Origin of the sequence: Pseudoalteromonas sp. P1-13-1a (assembly GCF_001401875.1) — a bacterium.
GTDB lineage: Bacteria > Pseudomonadota > Gammaproteobacteria > Enterobacterales > Alteromonadaceae > Pseudoalteromonas.
Window position 1 is genome coordinate 47,669 of the sequence record NZ_LKDV01000014.1, and the last position, 18,510, is coordinate 66,178.

The 18,510-nt window shown below is 40.9% G+C and carries 21 protein-coding genes; 7 read left to right on the top strand and 14 right to left on the bottom strand.

Annotated features, from left to right (window positions below; translation table 11 throughout):
* Positions 1 to 2: 2 nt before the first annotated feature.
* The 5 genes from lepA to rpoE all read right to left on the bottom strand — a co-directional run bounded on the left by lepA (position 3) and on the right by rpoE (position 4,613).
* Entirely contained in the window at positions 3 to 1,790 is a 1,788-nt protein-coding gene (gene lepA, locus AN391_RS10525) for a translation elongation factor 4 (RefSeq protein ID WP_029771928.1), read from the bottom strand.
* Between the two features lie 189 nt (positions 1,791 to 1,979).
* Positions 1,980 to 2,429, bottom strand: a complete 450-nt coding sequence (locus tag AN391_RS10530; RefSeq protein ID WP_004586225.1) for a SoxR reducing system RseC family protein — start codon at positions 2,427 to 2,429, stop codon at positions 1,980 to 1,982.
* 19 nt (positions 2,430 to 2,448) lie between these two features.
* Positions 2,449 to 3,399: a MucB/RseB C-terminal domain-containing protein gene (locus tag AN391_RS10535; RefSeq protein ID WP_055015365.1), complete on the bottom strand. Its 951-nt coding sequence runs from the start codon at positions 3,397 to 3,399 to the stop codon at positions 2,449 to 2,451.
* Between the two features lie 4 nt (positions 3,400 to 3,403).
* Positions 3,404 to 4,030, bottom strand: coding sequence for a sigma-E factor negative regulatory protein (locus AN391_RS10540; RefSeq protein ID WP_055015366.1), 627 nt, complete (start codon positions 4,028 to 4,030; stop codon positions 3,404 to 3,406).
* 1 nt (position 4,031) lies between these two features.
* Positions 4,032 to 4,613 (bottom strand): RNA polymerase sigma factor RpoE, encoded by a 582-nt coding sequence (rpoE, locus tag AN391_RS10545; protein WP_004586222.1) that lies wholly within the window; start codon positions 4,611 to 4,613, stop codon positions 4,032 to 4,034.
* Between the two features lie 245 nt (positions 4,614 to 4,858).
* Here rpoE and nadB point away from each other — a divergent pair, with 245 nt between their 5' ends.
* Complete coding sequence (nadB, locus tag AN391_RS10550; RefSeq protein WP_055015367.1) at positions 4,859 to 6,469, top strand: L-aspartate oxidase; 1,611 nt, start codon at positions 4,859 to 4,861, stop codon at positions 6,467 to 6,469.
* On the opposite strand, the gene AN391_RS10555 is transcribed toward nadB, so the two are convergent.
* On the bottom strand, positions 6,444 to 6,818 hold the full coding sequence (locus tag AN391_RS10555) for a protein YgfX (protein ID WP_327077822.1): 375 nt from the start codon (positions 6,816 to 6,818) through the stop codon (positions 6,444 to 6,446). The two genes, nadB and AN391_RS10555, sit on opposite strands and share 26 nt — an antisense overlap.
* Before the next feature lie 37 nt (positions 6,819 to 6,855).
* Positions 6,856 to 7,107, bottom strand: coding sequence for a succinate dehydrogenase assembly factor 2 (locus AN391_RS10560; RefSeq protein ID WP_004586219.1), 252 nt, complete (start codon positions 7,105 to 7,107; stop codon positions 6,856 to 6,858).
* Between the two features lie 161 nt (positions 7,108 to 7,268).
* On the opposite strand from AN391_RS10560, the gene AN391_RS10565 reads away from it, so the two are divergent.
* Together AN391_RS10565 and AN391_RS10570 are read left to right on the top strand one after the other, a co-directional pair.
* Positions 7,269 to 8,180 (top strand): folate-binding protein YgfZ, encoded by a 912-nt coding sequence (locus AN391_RS10565; RefSeq protein WP_055015368.1) that lies wholly within the window; start codon positions 7,269 to 7,271, stop codon positions 8,178 to 8,180.
* 12 nt (positions 8,181 to 8,192) lie between these two features.
* Positions 8,193 to 8,678: a peptidylprolyl isomerase gene (locus AN391_RS10570; RefSeq protein WP_004586217.1), complete on the top strand. Its 486-nt coding sequence runs from the start codon at positions 8,193 to 8,195 to the stop codon at positions 8,676 to 8,678.
* A gap of 41 nt (positions 8,679 to 8,719) precedes the next feature.
* Here AN391_RS10570 and AN391_RS10575 read toward each other — a convergent pair whose 3' ends face one another.
* The 3 genes from AN391_RS10575 to AN391_RS10585 all read right to left on the bottom strand — a co-directional run bounded on the left by AN391_RS10575 (position 8,720) and on the right by AN391_RS10585 (position 10,400).
* Positions 8,720 to 9,208 (bottom strand): hypothetical protein, encoded by a 489-nt coding sequence (locus AN391_RS10575; protein WP_055015369.1) that lies wholly within the window; start codon positions 9,206 to 9,208, stop codon positions 8,720 to 8,722.
* Between the two features lie 16 nt (positions 9,209 to 9,224).
* A complete protein-coding gene (locus AN391_RS10580; protein ID WP_146258063.1) occupies positions 9,225 to 10,004 on the bottom strand; it encodes a DUF481 domain-containing protein in 780 nt (259 codons plus the stop codon).
* A gap of 66 nt (positions 10,005 to 10,070) precedes the next feature.
* Positions 10,071 to 10,400 carry an HI1450 family dsDNA-mimic protein gene (locus tag AN391_RS10585; protein ID WP_055015370.1) on the bottom strand — a complete coding sequence of 110 codons (330 nt, stop codon included), beginning with the start codon at positions 10,398 to 10,400 and terminating at the stop codon, positions 10,071 to 10,073.
* Positions 10,401 to 10,649: 249 nt separating this feature from the next.
* Between AN391_RS10585 and AN391_RS10590 the strand changes: the two genes are divergently transcribed.
* The 4 genes from AN391_RS10590 (at position 10,650) to AN391_RS10605 (ending at position 13,449) form a co-directional block, all read left to right on the top strand.
* Positions 10,650 to 11,441, top strand: a complete 792-nt coding sequence (locus AN391_RS10590) for a crotonase/enoyl-CoA hydratase family protein (RefSeq protein WP_055015371.1) — start codon at positions 10,650 to 10,652, stop codon at positions 11,439 to 11,441.
* 72 nt (positions 11,442 to 11,513) lie between these two features.
* On the top strand, positions 11,514 to 11,867 hold the full coding sequence (locus AN391_RS10595) for a CidA/LrgA family protein (RefSeq protein WP_055015372.1): 354 nt from the start codon (positions 11,514 to 11,516) through the stop codon (positions 11,865 to 11,867).
* A complete protein-coding gene (locus tag AN391_RS10600) occupies positions 11,860 to 12,579 on the top strand; it encodes an LrgB family protein (RefSeq protein ID WP_055015373.1) in 720 nt (239 codons plus the stop codon). Before AN391_RS10595 ends, AN391_RS10600 begins: the two co-directional genes overlap by 8 nt.
* A 36-nt stretch (positions 12,580 to 12,615) precedes the next feature.
* Positions 12,616 to 13,449 carry a mechanosensitive ion channel family protein gene (locus tag AN391_RS10605; RefSeq protein WP_055015374.1) on the top strand — a complete coding sequence of 278 codons (834 nt, stop codon included), beginning with the start codon at positions 12,616 to 12,618 and terminating at the stop codon, positions 13,447 to 13,449.
* 42 nt (positions 13,450 to 13,491) lie between these two features.
* Here AN391_RS10605 and AN391_RS10610 read toward each other — a convergent pair whose 3' ends face one another.
* From AN391_RS10610 to AN391_RS10625, 4 genes are all read right to left on the bottom strand, one after another.
* Positions 13,492 to 14,844, bottom strand: a complete 1,353-nt coding sequence (locus AN391_RS10610; RefSeq protein WP_055015375.1) for a magnesium transporter — start codon at positions 14,842 to 14,844, stop codon at positions 13,492 to 13,494.
* 269 nt (positions 14,845 to 15,113) lie between these two features.
* The gene (locus AN391_RS10615) at positions 15,114 to 15,863 is read right to left on the bottom strand and encodes a serine/threonine protein kinase (protein WP_055015376.1); all 750 of its coding nucleotides are present in this window, start codon (positions 15,861 to 15,863) and stop codon (positions 15,114 to 15,116) included.
* A 133-nt stretch (positions 15,864 to 15,996) separates the two neighbouring features.
* On the bottom strand, positions 15,997 to 16,473 hold the full coding sequence (locus tag AN391_RS10620) for a MarR family winged helix-turn-helix transcriptional regulator (RefSeq protein ID WP_055015377.1): 477 nt from the start codon (positions 16,471 to 16,473) through the stop codon (positions 15,997 to 15,999).
* A 143-nt stretch (positions 16,474 to 16,616) separates the two neighbouring features.
* On the bottom strand, positions 16,617 to 18,284 hold the full coding sequence (locus tag AN391_RS10625) for a methyl-accepting chemotaxis protein (protein ID WP_055015378.1): 1,668 nt from the start codon (positions 18,282 to 18,284) through the stop codon (positions 16,617 to 16,619).
* Between the last annotated feature and the right edge of the window lie 226 nt (positions 18,285 to 18,510).

The window sequence follows — 18,510 nt, forward strand, 5'->3', positions numbered from 1 at the left end:
TTTTATTTACCAACTTTCAAAATAGCTAGAAACGCTTCTTGCGGTACTTCTACGTTACCCAATTGCTTCATTCGTTTTTTACCATCTTTTTGCTTTTGCAATAGCTTTTTCTTACGACTCACGTCACCACCGTAACACTTAGCGATTACATTTTTACGTAATTGCTTAACTGTGGTGCGGGCAATAACATGTTGTCCTATTGCAGCTTGAATCGCAATATCAAACATTTGACGCGGAATAAGCTCTTTTAACGCATCAGCAAGTTGGCGGCCGCGTGATTGTGCACTGTCGCGGTGAACAATTATAGCGAGCGCATCAACACGTTCACCATTGATAAGTATATCAACACGTACCATGTCTGATGTTTGAAAGTGCTTAAAGTTGTAATCAAGCGATGCAAAACCACGACTGGTTGACTTTAATTTATCAAAAAAGTCCATAACCACTTCAGCCATAGGTAGCTCATAAGTTACAGCGACTTGCTTGCCGTGATAACTCATTTTAGTTTGCATACCACGCTTTTCTACACACAGAGTAATAACGCTACCTAAAAACTCTTGCGGTACAAGTATGTTTGCCTCTACTACTGGTTCGCGTATTTCAACAATATCATTTACCGCCGGTAAGTCAGACGGGTTATCAATTTGACTCGTACCTTCTTTGGTTACTACTTCGTAGATTACAGTAGGTGCCGTGGTAATTAAATCAATATCGTATTCACGCTCTAAACGTTCTTGAATAATTTCCATGTGTAGCATACCTAAAAAGCCACAGCGGAAACCAAAACCCAGTGCTGTTGAATTTTCAGGTTCAAAAAATAACGACGCATCATTTAAGCTTAGTTTATTAAGTGCATCGCGGAACGATTCATAATCATCAGAGGCAATTGGGAACATACCTGCATATACTTGCGGCTTAATTTTTTGAAAGCCTGGTAAACGCACTGGTGCCGCATTTTTTTGATGCGTAATCGTATCGCCCACTGGGGCGCCGTGTATTTCTTTAATACCGGCAATAACAAACCCTACTTCGCCGGTACGTAAAATACCCGTGTTGGTTTGTTTAGGGGTAAAAATACCCACGTGATCAGCTGTATGTACTTGCTCGTTCGACATTATTTTTATTTTGTCGCCGGCACGTAGTTCACCGTGCTTAATACGCACTAGTGATACAACACCTTGGTATGGGTCAAACCACGAGTCAATAATAAGCGCCTGTAAAGGTTGATCTTTTTCACCTACCGGTGGTGGGATATCCTTTACAATCATTTCAAGTACTTCAGCAATACCAACACCTGTTTTTGCACTACATTGCACAGCGTCTAGGGCATCAATACCAATAATGTCTTCAATTTCTTCTGCTACACGAAGCGGATCGGCTTGCGGTAAATCTATTTTATTTAAAACAGGGATTACTTCTAAATCCATTTCAATGGCGGTATAACAGTTTGCCAGCGTTTGTGCTTCAACACCTTGTCCGGCATCAACAACTAAAAGCGCACCTTCACATGCCGCTAAAGAGCGAGAAACTTCATAAGTAAAGTCAACGTGCCCTGGTGTATCGATAAAGTTAAGTTGGTAGGTTTCGCCATCGTTAGCAGTGTAGTTAAGCGTTACACTTTGCGCTTTAATGGTAATACCGCGCTCACGCTCGATGTCCATTGAATCTAACACTTGCTTTTGCATTTCGCGGTCTGTTAAGCCACCACAAACCTGGATCAAACGATCTGAAAGGGTCGATTTACCATGGTCAATATGGGCGATGATCGAAAAATTACGGATATGCTTCATAAACTGGATTCTAAACTTCTATTTTAATAGGCTAAGTACGAACACCTGAGTGACTTGAAAATACTTATTGGGTATAAGTGCTATATAAGTGGCTAAATGCGCTTTAGATAATCAAATTTTTGATTGCCTTTTTACCCTGTATTTCCAAGTTACTCTGGTATAAAACGGCAATTTTACATTTAATTGGCCTTAATCACCATCTATTTGCGTTAAAGGAAGGCTAATTGGATGAATTTTTATCACTTTTACATCATGCCTGAGTGTTTTTACTTTGCTTTTAGCTAAAAAGTAACCACCTACACCGCCCAAAGCGGCGAATAATATTTGCCATCCCTGCGCTAAAAGTAGTAATTCGGCACTAATAAATGCAAGCGTTAATCCTAAAAATAAAGGCAGCATGTATACAGCAAAAGCATGTTTGACTAAATGCGAATCATCTAATGAAAGCGTTACTTTTTGGCCCACTTCTACAGGAGTATCAAATTGATAGGGAAAGGTTTTTTTATCGCTACCAAAGAGTTTGGCAAAGACTTGCGAGCCACAGCGACCATTACACCCTTCGCAGGCTTTTTTTTGCTGGGCTTCTAAGTGGGCAGTGGTGCCATCTAGGGCAACCACTGTAAGTGTTTGTTCAATCATAACAACCCTTACGAATTGTTTATAATGCGCGAGTCACTGACTCAGCAATTGCCTTTGCGGTTTGGCTTGGCACATTACCAACAACAGATACATCAAAGTTTCCGCCATTATGCACATAAATTGTCGTTGCGCCAGAAGTTAATGATCCGCTTAAGCGGCGACCTGGTAGGGGGCGCTGTACAAAAACAGAAATTTCCACAAACCCATCAGAATATAAATAATAGTCAGTAAGTTCGTTGTTTAAATCAAGTTTATGGCGGTCTGATTTTAGTAATTTAAAGCCATTAGGTAACCAACCAATGCGCCAGTTTGTGGCATTACTTTTTTCACCTTCCAGCGCGTTACCTGGTAACGGCGTTGGAAAATTACGATTGAGCACTTCTAAAATCATCGGTGCTGGTTGCTCTGTTACGCTAATATGGGTTAACTGTAGCTGCTCTAATGCTTCACCTTGGTGGTTAACATAAGCGGCTTTTAATAACAGCGATGACTCTGTATCAAGCCAAATCCAATAGTTATATTTGTATTCATCTTTTGATTCTATTCTCACCAGTTGCGCCGCTCGCCCTGCAATACGGCCTTTACCACCTAGCACAAAATCATATTGGCTGCTTAATGCTTCAATATCTTTAAATAATACTTCAGGTATTGGCCCAGCAATGGAGTCTGTATTTATAGAATATGGCTGCGATTGCGGTTCAAAGTAGGTTACTTGGTCGTTAATTCTCACCATTTCTAAGCCCGCGCCATTAAGTAAACTTAAATGCTCAAGCTCTGTTTCACCTTGCTTTGCATGAACCCAACGGTAAGGTTCCATGGCTTTACCCTTTACCACCACAAAAGAGGCGTCAAAATTACGGGTATGGACTGCGTTCGCCATGTTTAGTAATAAATCTTTGGCGGGATTTGTGTCGTTAGCAAAAACATTAAAGCTTACTACTAACGACAGAACAAAAGTGATTACTTTCATTTAATTAGTTTTTTTCCTCTTGCGCTTTGTCACTATTTTGCGCTGTTTGCAAAGAGTGTGCAACACGTGCTTGACGTTGATGCTCTAAAACTAACGCGCCAATGCGTTGTTGCTGTAATTCGCGTAAACCTTGCTCAGCGTTTTCAAGAGCAGGTTCTGATGAATAACTCACCGGTGATGCCATACCTGTTAATGGGGTAGTTTGTAAAAGCGGAATTTCGCTTTCTTGCTCGCCCGCACCTTGCGGCAAGGTATTTACGCCAACAATGGCAAACATAGCTACGCTTGCAGCAATAGCAAGTTGTGCAACCGGCTTGCGCCAATTAAACGCCACTACTTTGTTGTCTTGCTGCGCTTCACTATGCTCGGTATCAGGTGTTTTGTTTGCTGTCGATTGGGTGAAATCGGCATACACAGGCTCACTTTCAAGTGCTAAGGCGATGTTATCGCTTATATCGATGTGTATGTCGTTGTTATTTTTTTGAGCACGCATCGCATCACCAATTAGCGCATATCGACCAAACGTAGCAACATCCTGATCAGAAATTTTACCCTCTGCAAGGTGTTGTTCGCCGTCAAGTAATGCTGATAACGTTTCGCTATCCAACTTGTTAACGTGTGCTTTTGTCATACTAAGACTCGCCTATTAATGGGTTTAATTTATTATCTATTGCTTCTCGGGCTCTAAAAATACGCGAACGTACTGTCCCAACAGGGCAATCCATTACCACGGCTATTTCTTCATAGCTCATCCCTTCGATTTCTCTTAGGGTAATCGCGGTTTTAAGGTCTTCAGGCAAACTATCAATCGTATTAAAAATAACAGCGCGTACTTCGTCGCTTAACAGTAAGTTCTCAGGCGATGCGTTAGAACGCATCGAATCCGCGCCGTCATAAAACTCGGCATCTTCAGCGTCTATATCGTTTGCTGGCGGTTTACGGCCCTGAGCTACTAAATAATTTTTAGCACAATTAACGGCAATACGGTATAACCACGTATAAAAGGCACTATCACCTCTAAAGTTTGGAAGTGCACGGTAGGCCTTAATAAATGCCTCTTGTGCTACATCTGCAATATCGCCTTGGTTAGACACATAACGTGAAATCAACCCTGCAATTTTGTTCTGATACTTCTTTACTAATAGGTTGAAGGCGTTTTTATCTCCTTGCTGGACCCTTTTTACAAGCGCTAAATCTAATTCCTGCTCGCTCATTCGAGCCGGTACTCCTCTGTTTGATTCTTGCTGGTTATTCATAGTGTCGCCATTGTTCACAAATACTCTGACCTCTTTATGAATAAAAAGTTCTGCTTAATATTCTTTTTTTATAAAATAGTCTTAAATAACGCCGCTAAGCCATTAAAATCACTACATAGTAATATGACAAATATGATACAACTACATTATTAAAAACAAATATTGCTCTAATTTGAGCATTGTAACCGCAAAGTACCTCTGACATGAACCAAAATAAACATCATATTGCTGATGTCGCTATTATCGGTAGCGGCGCGGCCGGCTTATCGCTTGCATTGTCTTTAGCTAACTATTGTAATGTTACTGTGATCAGTAAAGGGGCCCTCACCGAAGGCTCGACACTGTATGCACAAGGCGGGATTGCCGCAGTATTTGATAAAAAAAACGACAGCATAGAATCGCATGTTGAAGACACTCTCGATGCCGGCGGCGGTTTATGTGACCGAGAAGCGGTGCATTATACAGCAAGTAATGCGCACCAGTGTCTACAATGGCTCATTGAGCAAGGCGTTCCTTTTGATATGGAGTTTGATAGTAAAGGAAAAGAGCGCTTCCATTTAACCCGCGAAGGCGGACACAGCCATCGTCGTATTTTACATGCAGCCGATGCCACTGGTAAGGCTGTACAAACCACGTTGATTAGCCAAGTTAAAGCGCATAAAAACATTACCCTACTCGAGCAATATAATGCCATCGATTTGATTAGTGATAAAAGCTTAGGTAAACCAGGTTCGCATATTCATGGCATGTACGTGTGGAATAAAAAAGCAAAAAAAGTAGAAACTATCTCCGCTAAGTTTGTAGCGCTCGCTACAGGGGGAGCAAGCAAGGTGTATTTATACACTTCAAACCCTGATGTATCTAGCGGTGACGGTATTGCCATGGCATGGCGTGCAGGTTGTAGAGTAGCCAATATGGAATTTAATCAATTTCATCCCACCAGCCTTTATCACCCTGAACTGCAAAACTTTTTAATTACCGAAGCCATGCGTGGCGAAGGTGCGTATTTAAAGCGCCCCGACGGCACCCGCTTTATGAAAGACTTTGATGATAGAGAAGAGCTTGCTCCGCGCGACATAGTGGCTCGGGCTATCGACTTTGAAATGAAACGTTTAGGTGCAAATTGTGTGTACCTAGATATTAGCCACAAAGATAAAGACTTTATCATTGAGCACTTCCCGACTATTTACGCAAAATGTTTAAGTGTAGGGCTGGATATAACCAAAGAGGCTATTCCGGTTGTACCTGCTGCGCATTACACCTGTGGCGGTGTAATGAGTGACTTTAACGGTAAAACTGATTTAGATAACTTATACGCTGTAGGCGAAGTTGCCTACACGGGTTTGCACGGTGCAAACCGTATGGCGAGCAATTCACTATTAGAGTGCATTGTATTTGCCCATGCTGCTGCGAAAGATATTTTAAGTAAGCTCGATAAGGCGCCTGAACCTCTTGCACTTCCAAGCTGGGATGAAAGCCGAGTCAGTAATTCTGATGAAGAAATTGTTATTACCCATAATTGGCACGAGCTGCGATTATTTATGTGGGATTACGTAGGTATTGTGCGCTCAACTAAACGCCTAGAGCGAGCACTACATCGTGTTGAATTATTGCAGCAAGAGATACATGATTATTACGCAAACTTTAGAGTCAGTAATAACTTATTGGAGCTTCGTAATTTAGTGCAAGTAGCCGAACTTATTATTAGAAGCGCAATGCAACGTAAAGAAAGTCGAGGCTTACACTATACAATTGACTACCCTGAGCAAAATGAAAACCCAACACCTACTATTTTGACTCCTCCTCGCCATTAATAGCAATCAAAGCTGCGCGCTTTAACCGCGCGTAGCTTTGATTGTTCACACTATTGGCTGAGATAATTAACCACTGACGTTTATTAAAGCCTTTAATATGTAGCCATACACTGGTATTTAATATGATAGTTTTTGGGGTGATTTGCCCTTGAATCTTTACGTTTTCGTTTTCAAAGCGTATTTGTTTATGCTCTAAAATAATAACGCCACTATCTGGGTGAATTGCGAGTATTTTTTGCCATACCCAGCAAAGTGCAATTGCATTTAGAGTTAAACAGACAACAATGCTAAAAAAAGAGCTCAAGTAAAGCCCTATTACAACACTCAATAAGCAGAAAAACTGCACCACAGGCCGATGTTCTGCTTTGTTATTTACTACTGTAAACCTATACACGTACTCGGTCTAAAATTAGCGATACCATAGTATTAAGCTCAGCATCTTTACATTCTTCATGGCCCATAAACCATGCAAACAAATCAGGGTCTTCTTGGGTTAGCAAACGCTGAAATACAGCCTGTTGCTGTGCATTTAATGAATCATATGCCTGCTCGACAAATGGCATAAACAAAACATCTAACTCTAACATGCCGCGGCGACAAGCCCAGCGTATACGTGCTTTACTATGAATTTCAGTCATTTTAAACCTCATACTTAATTGCCCTGAGTTTAACAAATACCTGCATAATTAGCAGCTATTAATCATTGGCCAAATAATAAAAACTGCCCAGCTTCGTTGCTGTACCCTTGGTTATAACTACGTTATTATGTCTACTCATTTGTATTGCACAGAAGGTTTTTATGTCGAGCGTTTATGCATGTCCGTTATCTCACCAGCTTATTAGCCTAACCGGTGCGGATAAATTGTCTTATCTTCACGGACAAATTACTCAAGATCTCAATAAACTATCTAACAGCAATTATTTATGGGCTGGCCACTGCAGTGCCAAAGGCAAGCTGTGGGGTGTGTTTAAATTATTTTCCCATCAAGATAGTTATTACCTAGCAGGCTCACAGCCTGAGGTAGAGCAATCGCTTATCGAGCTAAAAAAATACGCTGTGTTTGCCAAAGTAGATATAGATATCTCTACGAATAGACTAATTGGGTTGATCAGTGACGATTTAGCCCCAGTGCTTGAAAAGCTCGATATTCGTTTTTCTGACGAGCAAACAGCCTGTGACTTTCCAAGCGGTAAAGCACTAAAATTAGCGCCAAATCGCGTTTTATTAATGGTTGATAGCCAATTTAGTATGCCAGATGATGTGTCTACTTTAGATAACTGCGCGCTATGGCAAGAGGCCGCTATAAAAGCGGGCGAGCCACAGCTAAATAGTGACGCCATTGGCGAATACGTACCACAAATGGTGAATCTTCAGGCGATTAACGGCATTAGTTTTAAAAAAGGCTGTTACACCGGCCAAGAAACCGTTGCCCGTATGAAGTACCTAGGTAAAAACAAACGCGCTATGTATATTGTTACAGGTAAAAGTGATGGCCTACTTGAAGAGCCAGAGCTTGAAACCCAAGTGGGCGAGAACTGGCGCCGCGCTGGTAAACTAATTGCCCAAAGCTATAACGAAAATAGCCAAACCTTATTTGGCCTTGTTGTGCTGCCAAACGATACACCAAGTACACACGTACTTCGTGCAAAGCACACCCCTCAGGTAGAGCTAAGCATTCTGCCTCTACCTTACTCTCTTGAAGATGAATAAATAGGAATGACTATGATCGTTGCACCAAACACAGTAGTAAAAATGCATTATTCAGTACTGGATAACGATGGCAATACCATTGATAACTCTTTTGATGGCGAGCCACTGGTTTTTATTATTGGCACAGGCTACTTAATCCCAGGGCTTGAAAATGCACTCCAAGGCAAGCAAGCCGGTGATACATTAAATGTAAAAGTAGAACCTGAAGAAGGTTACGGCGAACGTCACGATAACCTAATGCAAGCGGTGCCTAAGTCAATGTTTGATGGCATGGAGATTGAAGTAGGTATGCAATTTAGAGCGTCAACTGATGATGGTGATCAATCTGTAATGATTATCGAGATTCAAGATGAAGACGTTATAGTTGATGGCAACCACCCGCTTTCGGGTATTACTCTTAATTTTGATGTAGAAATTTTAGAGGTGCGCGAAGCAACTGAAGAAGAGCTTGCGCACGGCCACGTGCACGGTGAAGGCGGTTGTGGTCACGATCACTAATCATAGTGCCGTTGATAAAAAAGCGCCTAAGGCGCTTTTTTTTATAACATATTGTTGTAGGTCGCGGTTTTTATTGGCGCCGGTTGCTCTAAAGGCGTTTCATTAGGTGTTATTTTACCCTCAAGCGCACGTAATAAGCCTTGCTGATCGTTTGTTCCTACTCGGTAATTAGTACCGTCTTTTAAGGTTAGCTGCACTGCACTAAAGCCTGATACAGAATACACCCACCCATCATGTGTAATACGAATACCAATACCGTGGCGGTAGGAGTTTTGCACCGCTTTAGCCTCTACTATGTCTGCAAGCGCTAATCGTTGCCCCGCAACGCCAGGACCAAAAGCCCAACTAATTGTTTGCTCGTCAACTTTTACAGTTAAACCATGAAACAAAAAGCCAACTAAAACGAGTACACCGGCAAATACCATTAATGGCGCATCTGCACCCATTAAGTTCCAGGCTAAGGCTACAAAGCCGCCTATCCATGCTAAAACAAAAAATATAAACACCGCATATTGTTTATGCTGATACATAACGCTCTCTTTATTATTAAAAACTGTACACCAACGTGGCGCTTAATTCTGAGTCGTATTTAAGATTATCGTCTTCAGGTTTTGAGTTATAACGATACATGTAGGCAAACTTTAACGATACCGCGCCTATGACTTGACTAATCAAAGCGGTTTCTGACTTCAAACGTGAATTTAACCCCGATAAAGACTGTTCAATACTCACATCTTGATTAAAGCGCGTACGCTTTGATACCAAACGTTCCCACTGCATTGCAATACGTACTAAATAACCGGTTTTGTTTTCATCTTCTTCACTTACTTCTGACTCATCATCAGCCACTGAGCGATATAGACCGGGGCCAATATCAATATCTACTTTATTTTTTACACCTTGATATACTCTGGCACCATAACCAGTAGCGACTGTACTTTTGTATTCTAGACCGCTAAATTTATCTTCTTCGTAGTCACCGTAAATAAAAAATGAAGAATTTTTAACCCCCACCTTGTAGTTACCCTGGGCTGAGACAAAAATACGATCTGCTGTTACGTCTGTTTGCCCTGTGTCGTCATTTTCATCGCGTTTATATAAAGTGTCTAATTTAAACTGATTGCGCCAGTTTTCGAAGTCTTGGTATAAATTTCCTCTAAATTTAAAACTAGTGGAGTTAGTATTACCTTTACTTAAAATCAAGCCAAATTCAGTATCGCCATAAAGCATTTCGCCTTTATGCAGCTCGTGAATTTCTTCATCAGAGAGTTGTCCATATTCATGAAAGTCTTCAAATGGGTCAACAGCCCAACAACGGCTGCACATTATTAAAAACACGAATAGTAAATACTTATGCACGGTAAACTCTCTGGCACATACAAACAAAACTGCTTACTCAGCGTGCTCTGTTTCTTTCCACAAAATATGACAAAACGGCGCGTCTTTATCACGGCTAATTAAAATTTTTGCAAACAACACATCTTCGTTTTCAAACTCTAACCCCACTAACACCTGTACAAATAACTCCGGCTCTATTTCAAGTGCTACAAAGTCTTGCCATTGCGCATCAGGTTCGCCCTCTTCAATAAACCCAAGTTCTTCTCGGTATTCGTTAAAGTCTTCAACATCTTGCTCGCTAAGATTATTTGGCGCCAGCTCTAAAAAAATATCGTACGCTTGATGGGTAACTTCTTCTTCGCTGTATAAACGTGGGCCTGACATGGGTAAAACCTCAATGCATTTTAAGTGCACACATAATACCAAAACTCATCTGTGATTTGAGAAAAAACACCAAAAAATAATGACTTTTTTGTTACCAGCTCATGTGTGGTTAAGCTTGAATAAGATTCAACGTACTTTGACTAAAAAAGTTAAAAATAATTCAATTTATTTTGTATTATAAAACAAACTGTTACTTTACTTAGCACTGCGTACGTCATAAGCTCAAACACACGCTAATAGGAGAGCGCAATGATAAAACTAGAAATACAACAAGGCATTGCTAACGTTACTCTAAGCCGCGCAGAAAAACAAAATGCACTTAGCTTTGATATGTTTATGCAATTAAACAACACAATTAAACGTATCAAAAAAGATAAGCGTGTTCGCGCTGTAGTGATAAAAGGTGACGGTGAGCATTTTTGCTCAGGGCTTGATGTTGCAGGCGTTATGGCTTCACCTTTAAATATTGTAAGGCTGCTATTCAAATGGTTGCCAGGCAATCAAAACCTAGCGCAAAAAGTGGTGCTGGGATGGCAATCTTTAAGCGTACCAGTTATTGCACAAATAAATGGAAATTGTTTAGGAGGTGGGCTACAAATAGCGCTAGGCGCCGATTACAGAATTGTTGATATTCAAGCAAAGCTGGCCATTATGGAAGCGCGCTGGGGATTATGCCCCGATATGGGTGCCAATGCAGTGCTAGCTGGTTTATTAAAACGTGACCAAGCGCTTTGGCTTGCAAGCCACGCAAACCCTATTAATGCGCAAAAAGCTTACGAGCTTGGATTAGTCACAGAGCTAACAAGTAATACAGAGCAAGCCACCCAACGTATGTTAAATACATTACTAGAGCGCTCCCCCGACACACTGGCCGCTATAAAGCGCGTTACTCAGCAAAGCTATGCAACAAACCAACGAAAAATATTAGCTAAAGAAACGTTTAGCCAAGTTCGTTTGCTACTCAACCCCAACACAAAAAAAGCGATCGCCAAAACAAAAGGGAAAGCAGATATAAACTATGCAAACTCTAAACGCTGGTAAGACTAAGTTCGCATTTAAAAATGGGGTGGATTTGCTAACGTTAGCTTTTTTATATACTAATGAGCCATTATCATGAAGTACTTGCTTAGCAGTGCAATTATTTTACTGTGTTTAGGGTGTGCTAAATTAATAATGCATTTGATAGGTGGCAGCTTTCCTGCCCCCCTCCTTGGCATGGTTATCTTACTAAGTTTACTACTGTTAGGTGTAGTTAAAGAGCACCATATTAAGCCCTGCGCCTCCCCTATTTTGAATATTATGCCAATATTTTTTATACCTGCAGGCGTGGGCTTTATCGAGCACATAGCACTTATAAAACTGCATTGGCCGTATTTAGTGTTCGTTATTTTGCTCGTTCCTACCAGTACACTATTACTGGTAAGTAGCGTTGTTAGCTACAAAAAAGGGAAACATAACAATGACTGAACAGCACGTAACGCTTTGGTACTTAACGACCCCCGCTATTATTATGCTGTTTTTACTATTAAGAGCGTTTAATCAACGCTGGCAGCACAGTGTAGTGAAGTCGCTCACCAACCCGGTGTTTTTAAGTATTGCGATTATTGCCTTAGTGCTGGTTAATTTAAACTTACCTTATGCTGATTTTTTTGCTCACAGCCAACTACTTAGTTGGCTATTAGAGCCCGCTATAGTGGCCCTAGCCTTACCCTTATACCAGCAATTTATTCATGTCAGAAAAAATCTTCTTTTAATAGTAAGTACATGCAGTTTAGGTATTATTAACGCCACGGTTGTGGCCTTTATTTTAAGTATTTTATTTGATGTTCCTGCTAACTTAAGCGCATCCGTAGCTGCATTAAGTGTAACTACGCCTATCTCGTTAATAGTTACGGAGTCTTTAGGGGGGATTAGCTCACTTGCCGCCGCGTTAGTTATTTTTATTGGATTACTCGGTGCGCTCTTTGGCTTAATGCTCATTAAGTGGATGGGTGTTTATAATCACCAAGCTCAAGGTGTAGCTATGGGAACCGCTTGCCATGCTATAGGCACCGCGGCAGCTCTTGCTGAACACCCAAAAATAGGCGCAATTTCCTCAGTTGCTATGGCCTTAAGTGCACTACTAACGGCAATTATCGTCCCTGTGCTATATCCATTTTTAATCAACACTTTGCTATAGTTAGCAAAAATAATTACGCAATATAAAGAGCCCACTATGATCAGTTCTGAAATAGAACAATTTGAAAAATACTACACCATGCTCACTGAGTATTTGGTTACCTACAGCATGCAAATTGTGGGCGCCATTCTTATACTTATATTAGGTTTGTGGGTTGCAAAAAAACTCTCAAACCTAGTCGCAAAATTGATGGCTCGTCACAATGTAGATGTCACACTTACCAGTTTTGTGAGTAACGTGGTAAAAGTATTACTTATTGTGATGGTCATCGTTATAGCGCTTGGCAAAATAGGCATTAGTGTTACCCCCTTTGTAGCGGCTATAGGTGCCGCCTCTCTAGGTGCGGGTTTAGCCTTACAAGGAATGCTTTCAAACTATGGCGCAGGCCTTGCTATTATTGCCACGCGCCCCTTTGTGGTAGGCGATACCATTGAAGTAAAAGGGGTCAGCGGCCAAGTAAAAACAATTGAGCTGGGTTACACCATTTTAATTGATGAAGAGAAAGTAGAGATCACGATTCCTAATAAGCACATAGTGGGTGAAATTATTCATAACTCCTTTAGCTACTCGTTAGTTAAAGGAGAAATAGACATAGCCTACACTGCATGCGCTGATACCGCTGTTAGCCTTATTGAAGAAGTGTTAAAGGCCCATGACCAGGTCGCTCAAAATCCCCTATCACAAGTGGGTATAGAACGCTTTGCCGATAGCGGCGTTACCATTAGTTATCGCTATTGGGTACCTACAACCAAAATTATAGAAACCAAACTAGCTATTAATGCTGGTGTTTATAAAGCCATTAATGGCGCTGAGATAGAAATACCGTTCCCGCAACGCGTAGTGACTATTAATAACAACGCGCATTTGTAATAACAAACAAAGCCGCTTAATGCGGCTTTGTTGTTTTATAGCTTAAAGCAGTAATAAACTGCCTAACCCTAAAAAGGTCACAAACCCGACTATATCGGTCACAGTGGTTAATATTACCGAACCAGAAAGCGCAGGGTCTATTTTCATTTTGTCTAAAATAGACGGTATAACAACCCCAGCTAACGACGCAGCAACTAAGTTGAGCAATATCGCAATGGTAATTGTAATGCTAAGCATGGTGTCGCTAAACCAAGCAAAAGTTAACCCGCCAATCACTAAGGCCCACACCAAACCATTTACAGCGCCTACCCGTAGCTCCTTTTTTAAAAGTGCATTGCGGTTAGAGTCGGTGACTTGCCCAAGCGCTAAACCGCGCACTATTACTGTTAACGTTTGACTACCCGCAATTCCGCCCATAGAGGCCACCACAGGCATAAGCACCGCCAAGGCCACAACTTGCTCTATTGTTGCGCCAAACAAACCTATAAACCACGATGCTAAAAACGCCGTCGCTAAATTTATACCCAACCAAATTCCGCGGTTTTTAGCACTCTTTTTGACACTCGCAAACAGGTCTTCGTCTTCACGTAAACCACCGGCTTTTGCCGCGGCTTCATCGGCAATTTCTTGGCGTAATTCGTATGCCGCGCTAATGGTTAAACGCCCTACCAATTTATTATCACTATTAACCACCGGCATCGCCATTTTTTCACTGTGAATAACCACTTCTGCCGCTTCGTATAAATCATCATCTGCATGTAATGATGAAAAGTCATAGTTTGCCAGCGCCAATAGGTTATCGCCTTCATCGGCTTTTATTAAATCATTTATTGCAAGTTCACCTATTAGGCTGCCTTGGCGGCTAACTAAATACACCACTTCGCTGTATTGCGGCAACCCTTTTTGCAGTAGTTTTTTAACACCTGCTATTGTTGCTTTTTCGGTTATTTTTAAAAAGTCGAAACCAGCCCAGTGGCCTAATTGCTCAGGCGAATACTGTTGAGCAAGATCGTATTGTTTGGTTTGTGCTTCATCGAGTTGCTTTTTTGCATAATCAACAAAGCGCTCAGGGATAACCTCTTCAAGCTCAAGTAACTCCTCAACATTTACTTCATCTAATAACGCGTACGCCTCGCTATCATCTAAGGTTTGTAGTAACCATAAACAGCTGTCATCACTGAGGGTGACAAATATTTCGTGTTGCGTGTCTTTATCTAATAGTTGCCAAATTTCTAGGCGCTGCTCTTTGGGTATGGCTTCAAAAAGTAGTGATAAATGCTCAGTAGATAAATTAAGCTGTGCATCGGCTAAAAGCTGGCTTTTTTGTGCGTGTGTTTCGCATTGTAATAAATCGTTTATTAGCTGCGGTAGTTGGTCGACTGGATACTCAATCATCTTGAAACCTTAAATTTAAAAATGCACATTGCTTATAGTTTACTTGAACAATAAAAAATTGCAGAAAAAACCTAAACTTATTAAAGCACTTTAAGCTTTAGCATTTGAAACTGCACTCATTTTTTTGCGCATTGTAGGGGCAAAAACACCCGCGATACTACTGTTTATTTTAAAAATTAAAAAAGAAGTAATTGGCCTTATTTTTAGCCAAAAAAAAGCCCATAACGCTAAGCGGTTACGGGCAAAGTTACACAATGAAAAAAGAGGAATTAAAATCTATCGGTTAAGTTACGTATTAGGTCAGAGTCCACAAACTGCGTGACCATTGCAGCACCCCATGCATATGCACGTTGTATTGGGTAGCCTTTGAATATCCATCGCTTACGAACATGGTTAAAACGCTGCAAATACTGCTGCTTAGCACGCGGCAAAGGTGTACTACTTAGCTTATCCCACGCTTTGTATACGCCCGACATGTCGCAGCCGCGCATAAAACGCTGCAACCAACGCGCAAAGCGCGAAAAGCTAATGGTTGACTGAAAATCAATGATATAAGGCTTGCCATCGCTACCACATAATATATTGCCCATATTACGTAAATCTAAATGCACAATGCCTAGGCGGTGCATTTTTGCAACTTGGCGTTCAAGCTCAATAAAAAACTCAACAGGCAACGTCTTACCCTGCTGTATTAAGCTGCTAAGCGGCGTGCCTTCTATGTAGTCATACGCCACCGCTATCGGAGATAAACGGCTAAACCGATTAGCTACTGCATCAAGCTGTGCTAAGCGGCTCAACCCTTTAAATTCTTGATTTACAGAAAGCTTGGCAAAGGTTTTACGGATAAACCACGGGCTTTGGCTAAAGTCTTTTACTATTAAGTCAAACGTATCATCTTTGTACCTGTATACAATTGCGTTCGCAAAACGCCCTTTATGAACAACACTTAAATACTGTTGCATAAATACATGTTCAGGAAACTGCTGCTGTAATTGTGATAACAACTTATTTTCAATCATAACAAACCTAACAAGATGATAACTTTAATTGCCTAGGCAACTATATTAACAAGATTGGATTTGCCGCACAATGAGAACTAGTACTTAGCAGGCTAAGTTTTTATTGAAACAGTATCGCTAAAATGTTGATAATCTATTCGGTCGGTGAGTCTAAATTGGTTATTGCTTTAAATAATAAATCTATAACTTGCTGTTTTTCATCTTCAGAGAATCCATTAAGCGCTTTAGCATATACCTCATTTACCAAAGGCATTATTTGCGGGTACAAGGCTTTGCCTTTTTCACTTAAACCTAAAATGGTAGAGCGCTTATCGAACTCGCACTGAGTTTTTGCTATAAGATCTTTTTCTTCTAGGCGCTTTAGCAAGCGGCTCATAGCCCCTTTATCGTAAACCATATGCTCACACAGCCCAGCTAATGTATTTGCCGAGCCTTTTGCTAATAATACCACCACAATATATTGGGCCGACGTTAAACCCATTGACTGAAGCTGTGTATCAATATGGCTAGAAAGCTTTGAACGTAAAAACGAAATTACTCGCCCTAAATCTTGCTCAGGTATTAATTGTGCTCGGTTACAGCTATTTATCGAAGGCATACTTTGTTGCATATAAGGGTTACTCAGTTTATTTAAAATGCGTGTAATAGACTACACATAATTAATAAAATTCCCTAGGGTTAGCGTACTTTCAATAATAAAAGCCGCAACGTAAGTCGCGGCTATTAGTAATTTAAACAATACCGTTTAAAACTTTAAACCTTAAACTGCCCTATTAATTGCCCTAAGCTCTCGCCGCGCCCAGCTAAATCTCGACTAACCTCAGAAGTGGCTTTACTTGCTTGAGTTAGTTCATTGACAATTTCTTGAATGGCAAACACATTACGGTTTATCTCTTCTGTCACTGAGCTTTGCTCTGTTGCAGCGGTCGCAATTTGCGTACTCATATCGTTTATGCTGGTAACCGACGTAGTCACGGCACCTAAACTTTGCGATATATCGCGCGATGACTCAACTGAGCGATTACAACTTGCTTGGCTCGCCTGCATGGCATCTACCGCGGCGCCCACTAAGTTATGTAACTCACTTAGCATTTCACTAATTTCATGGGTGCTAAGTTGTGTACGACTCGCTAAGCTTCTTACCTCATCAGCCACCACGGCAAAACCCCGACCTTGTTCACCGGCACGTGCTGCTTCTATGGCCGCGTTAAGGGCAAGCAAATTAGTTTGCTCGGCAATGCCACCTATTACACTAAGTACACTGTCAATTTTTTTAGATTGCTCACTTAAAGAGTTTACCTGATCAGCAGCGAGGTTAATTTCGCCCATAAGGTTAGAAACTTCACTAAGTGATATATCTACGCACTCTTGCGCTTTTGCCACTTCTAGTGTTGCTGTCTGAGTAGACTCAGCAACTTGCGTGGTATTTTTAGCTACTTCGTGAGAAGTGGCCGCCATTTCGGTAATCGCTGTGGCCACCAAATCCGTTTCGTGGTTATGATTAAGTAGTTTATTTTCAAACAGTTTTGTTTGCGAATTAATATTGCTTGAAGCGTTTTTTACATCATTAGTAACATCAGCCACATTACTTATAATGCTTTGCAGCTTGCTAACAAACACATTAAACGATTCGCCCAACTGCCCTATTTCATCATGCGTATGTATAGCTAGGCGTTTTGTTAAGTCGCCTTCACCTTTAGCAATATCATCTAAGCTTTGGCCCATTATTTGGATAGGTTTAACCATAGCGTTAGACGCTAAAAGTGCGCCCACAACGCTAACTACAACCCAAAATAAGGCAATTAATAACAAGGTGGTGATTTTCTCTTGAGTATGCGATTGCATAGTCTGTTTATAATTTGCAAGCTCTGTTTGTATATCATCCATATAGGCACCGGTGCCAATCATCCAATCGGTACCAGGTATCATCACGGCATACCCTATTTTCTCTACCAGTCCATTGGTATTTGGCTTTTGAAAATGGTAATTAAATGCCCCGCCACCTTTACGTGCTTGCTCTAATAATCCAATAATTATTTTTTTACCATTTGGGTCTGTCATCCCTATTTTATTTTGCCCTTCAATAGCACTTCCTAACAGGGCATGGAACACGCTAACGCCGCGTGTGTCGTAAATAAAAAAGTAACCGTCGTCACCAAAAGTAAGCTCCCTAAGGACATTTTTAACACTTTGTGTAGATCCGTTATCCAACTGATGGCGTACCAACTTGCTTGCGATTTCCACTTCAGTGGCAAGTAGCGTGTGTTTGTCTTTAATGAGTTTAGATTTAATTGTTTCAAAATTTTGTTGCTGGTTTTGCGATTCTAAATAGTACGAGCTGGCCATTAAGCTAATTAATAACAAGCTCAACGGTAAAATAGCCAGTAACAAAAGTTTATTTCTCAAGCTTAAGTTACTCATTAAATCTCCACAAATAAGTTATACACGTTAACACTGTCTGCTTTGCAGTAATCAACGTAATAAAGTAAGCATTCAATATGTCACTATTTATACCAATTTATAAATAGCATAGGGGTTTGCCAAGGGCTGGCAAGGTGGGCGCATTATAATTAGATTACAGCGCTTTAGATATATAGTATCACTCGACATTAGTCGTAATTTTAATCGAAAATACTGTGCAGTAACG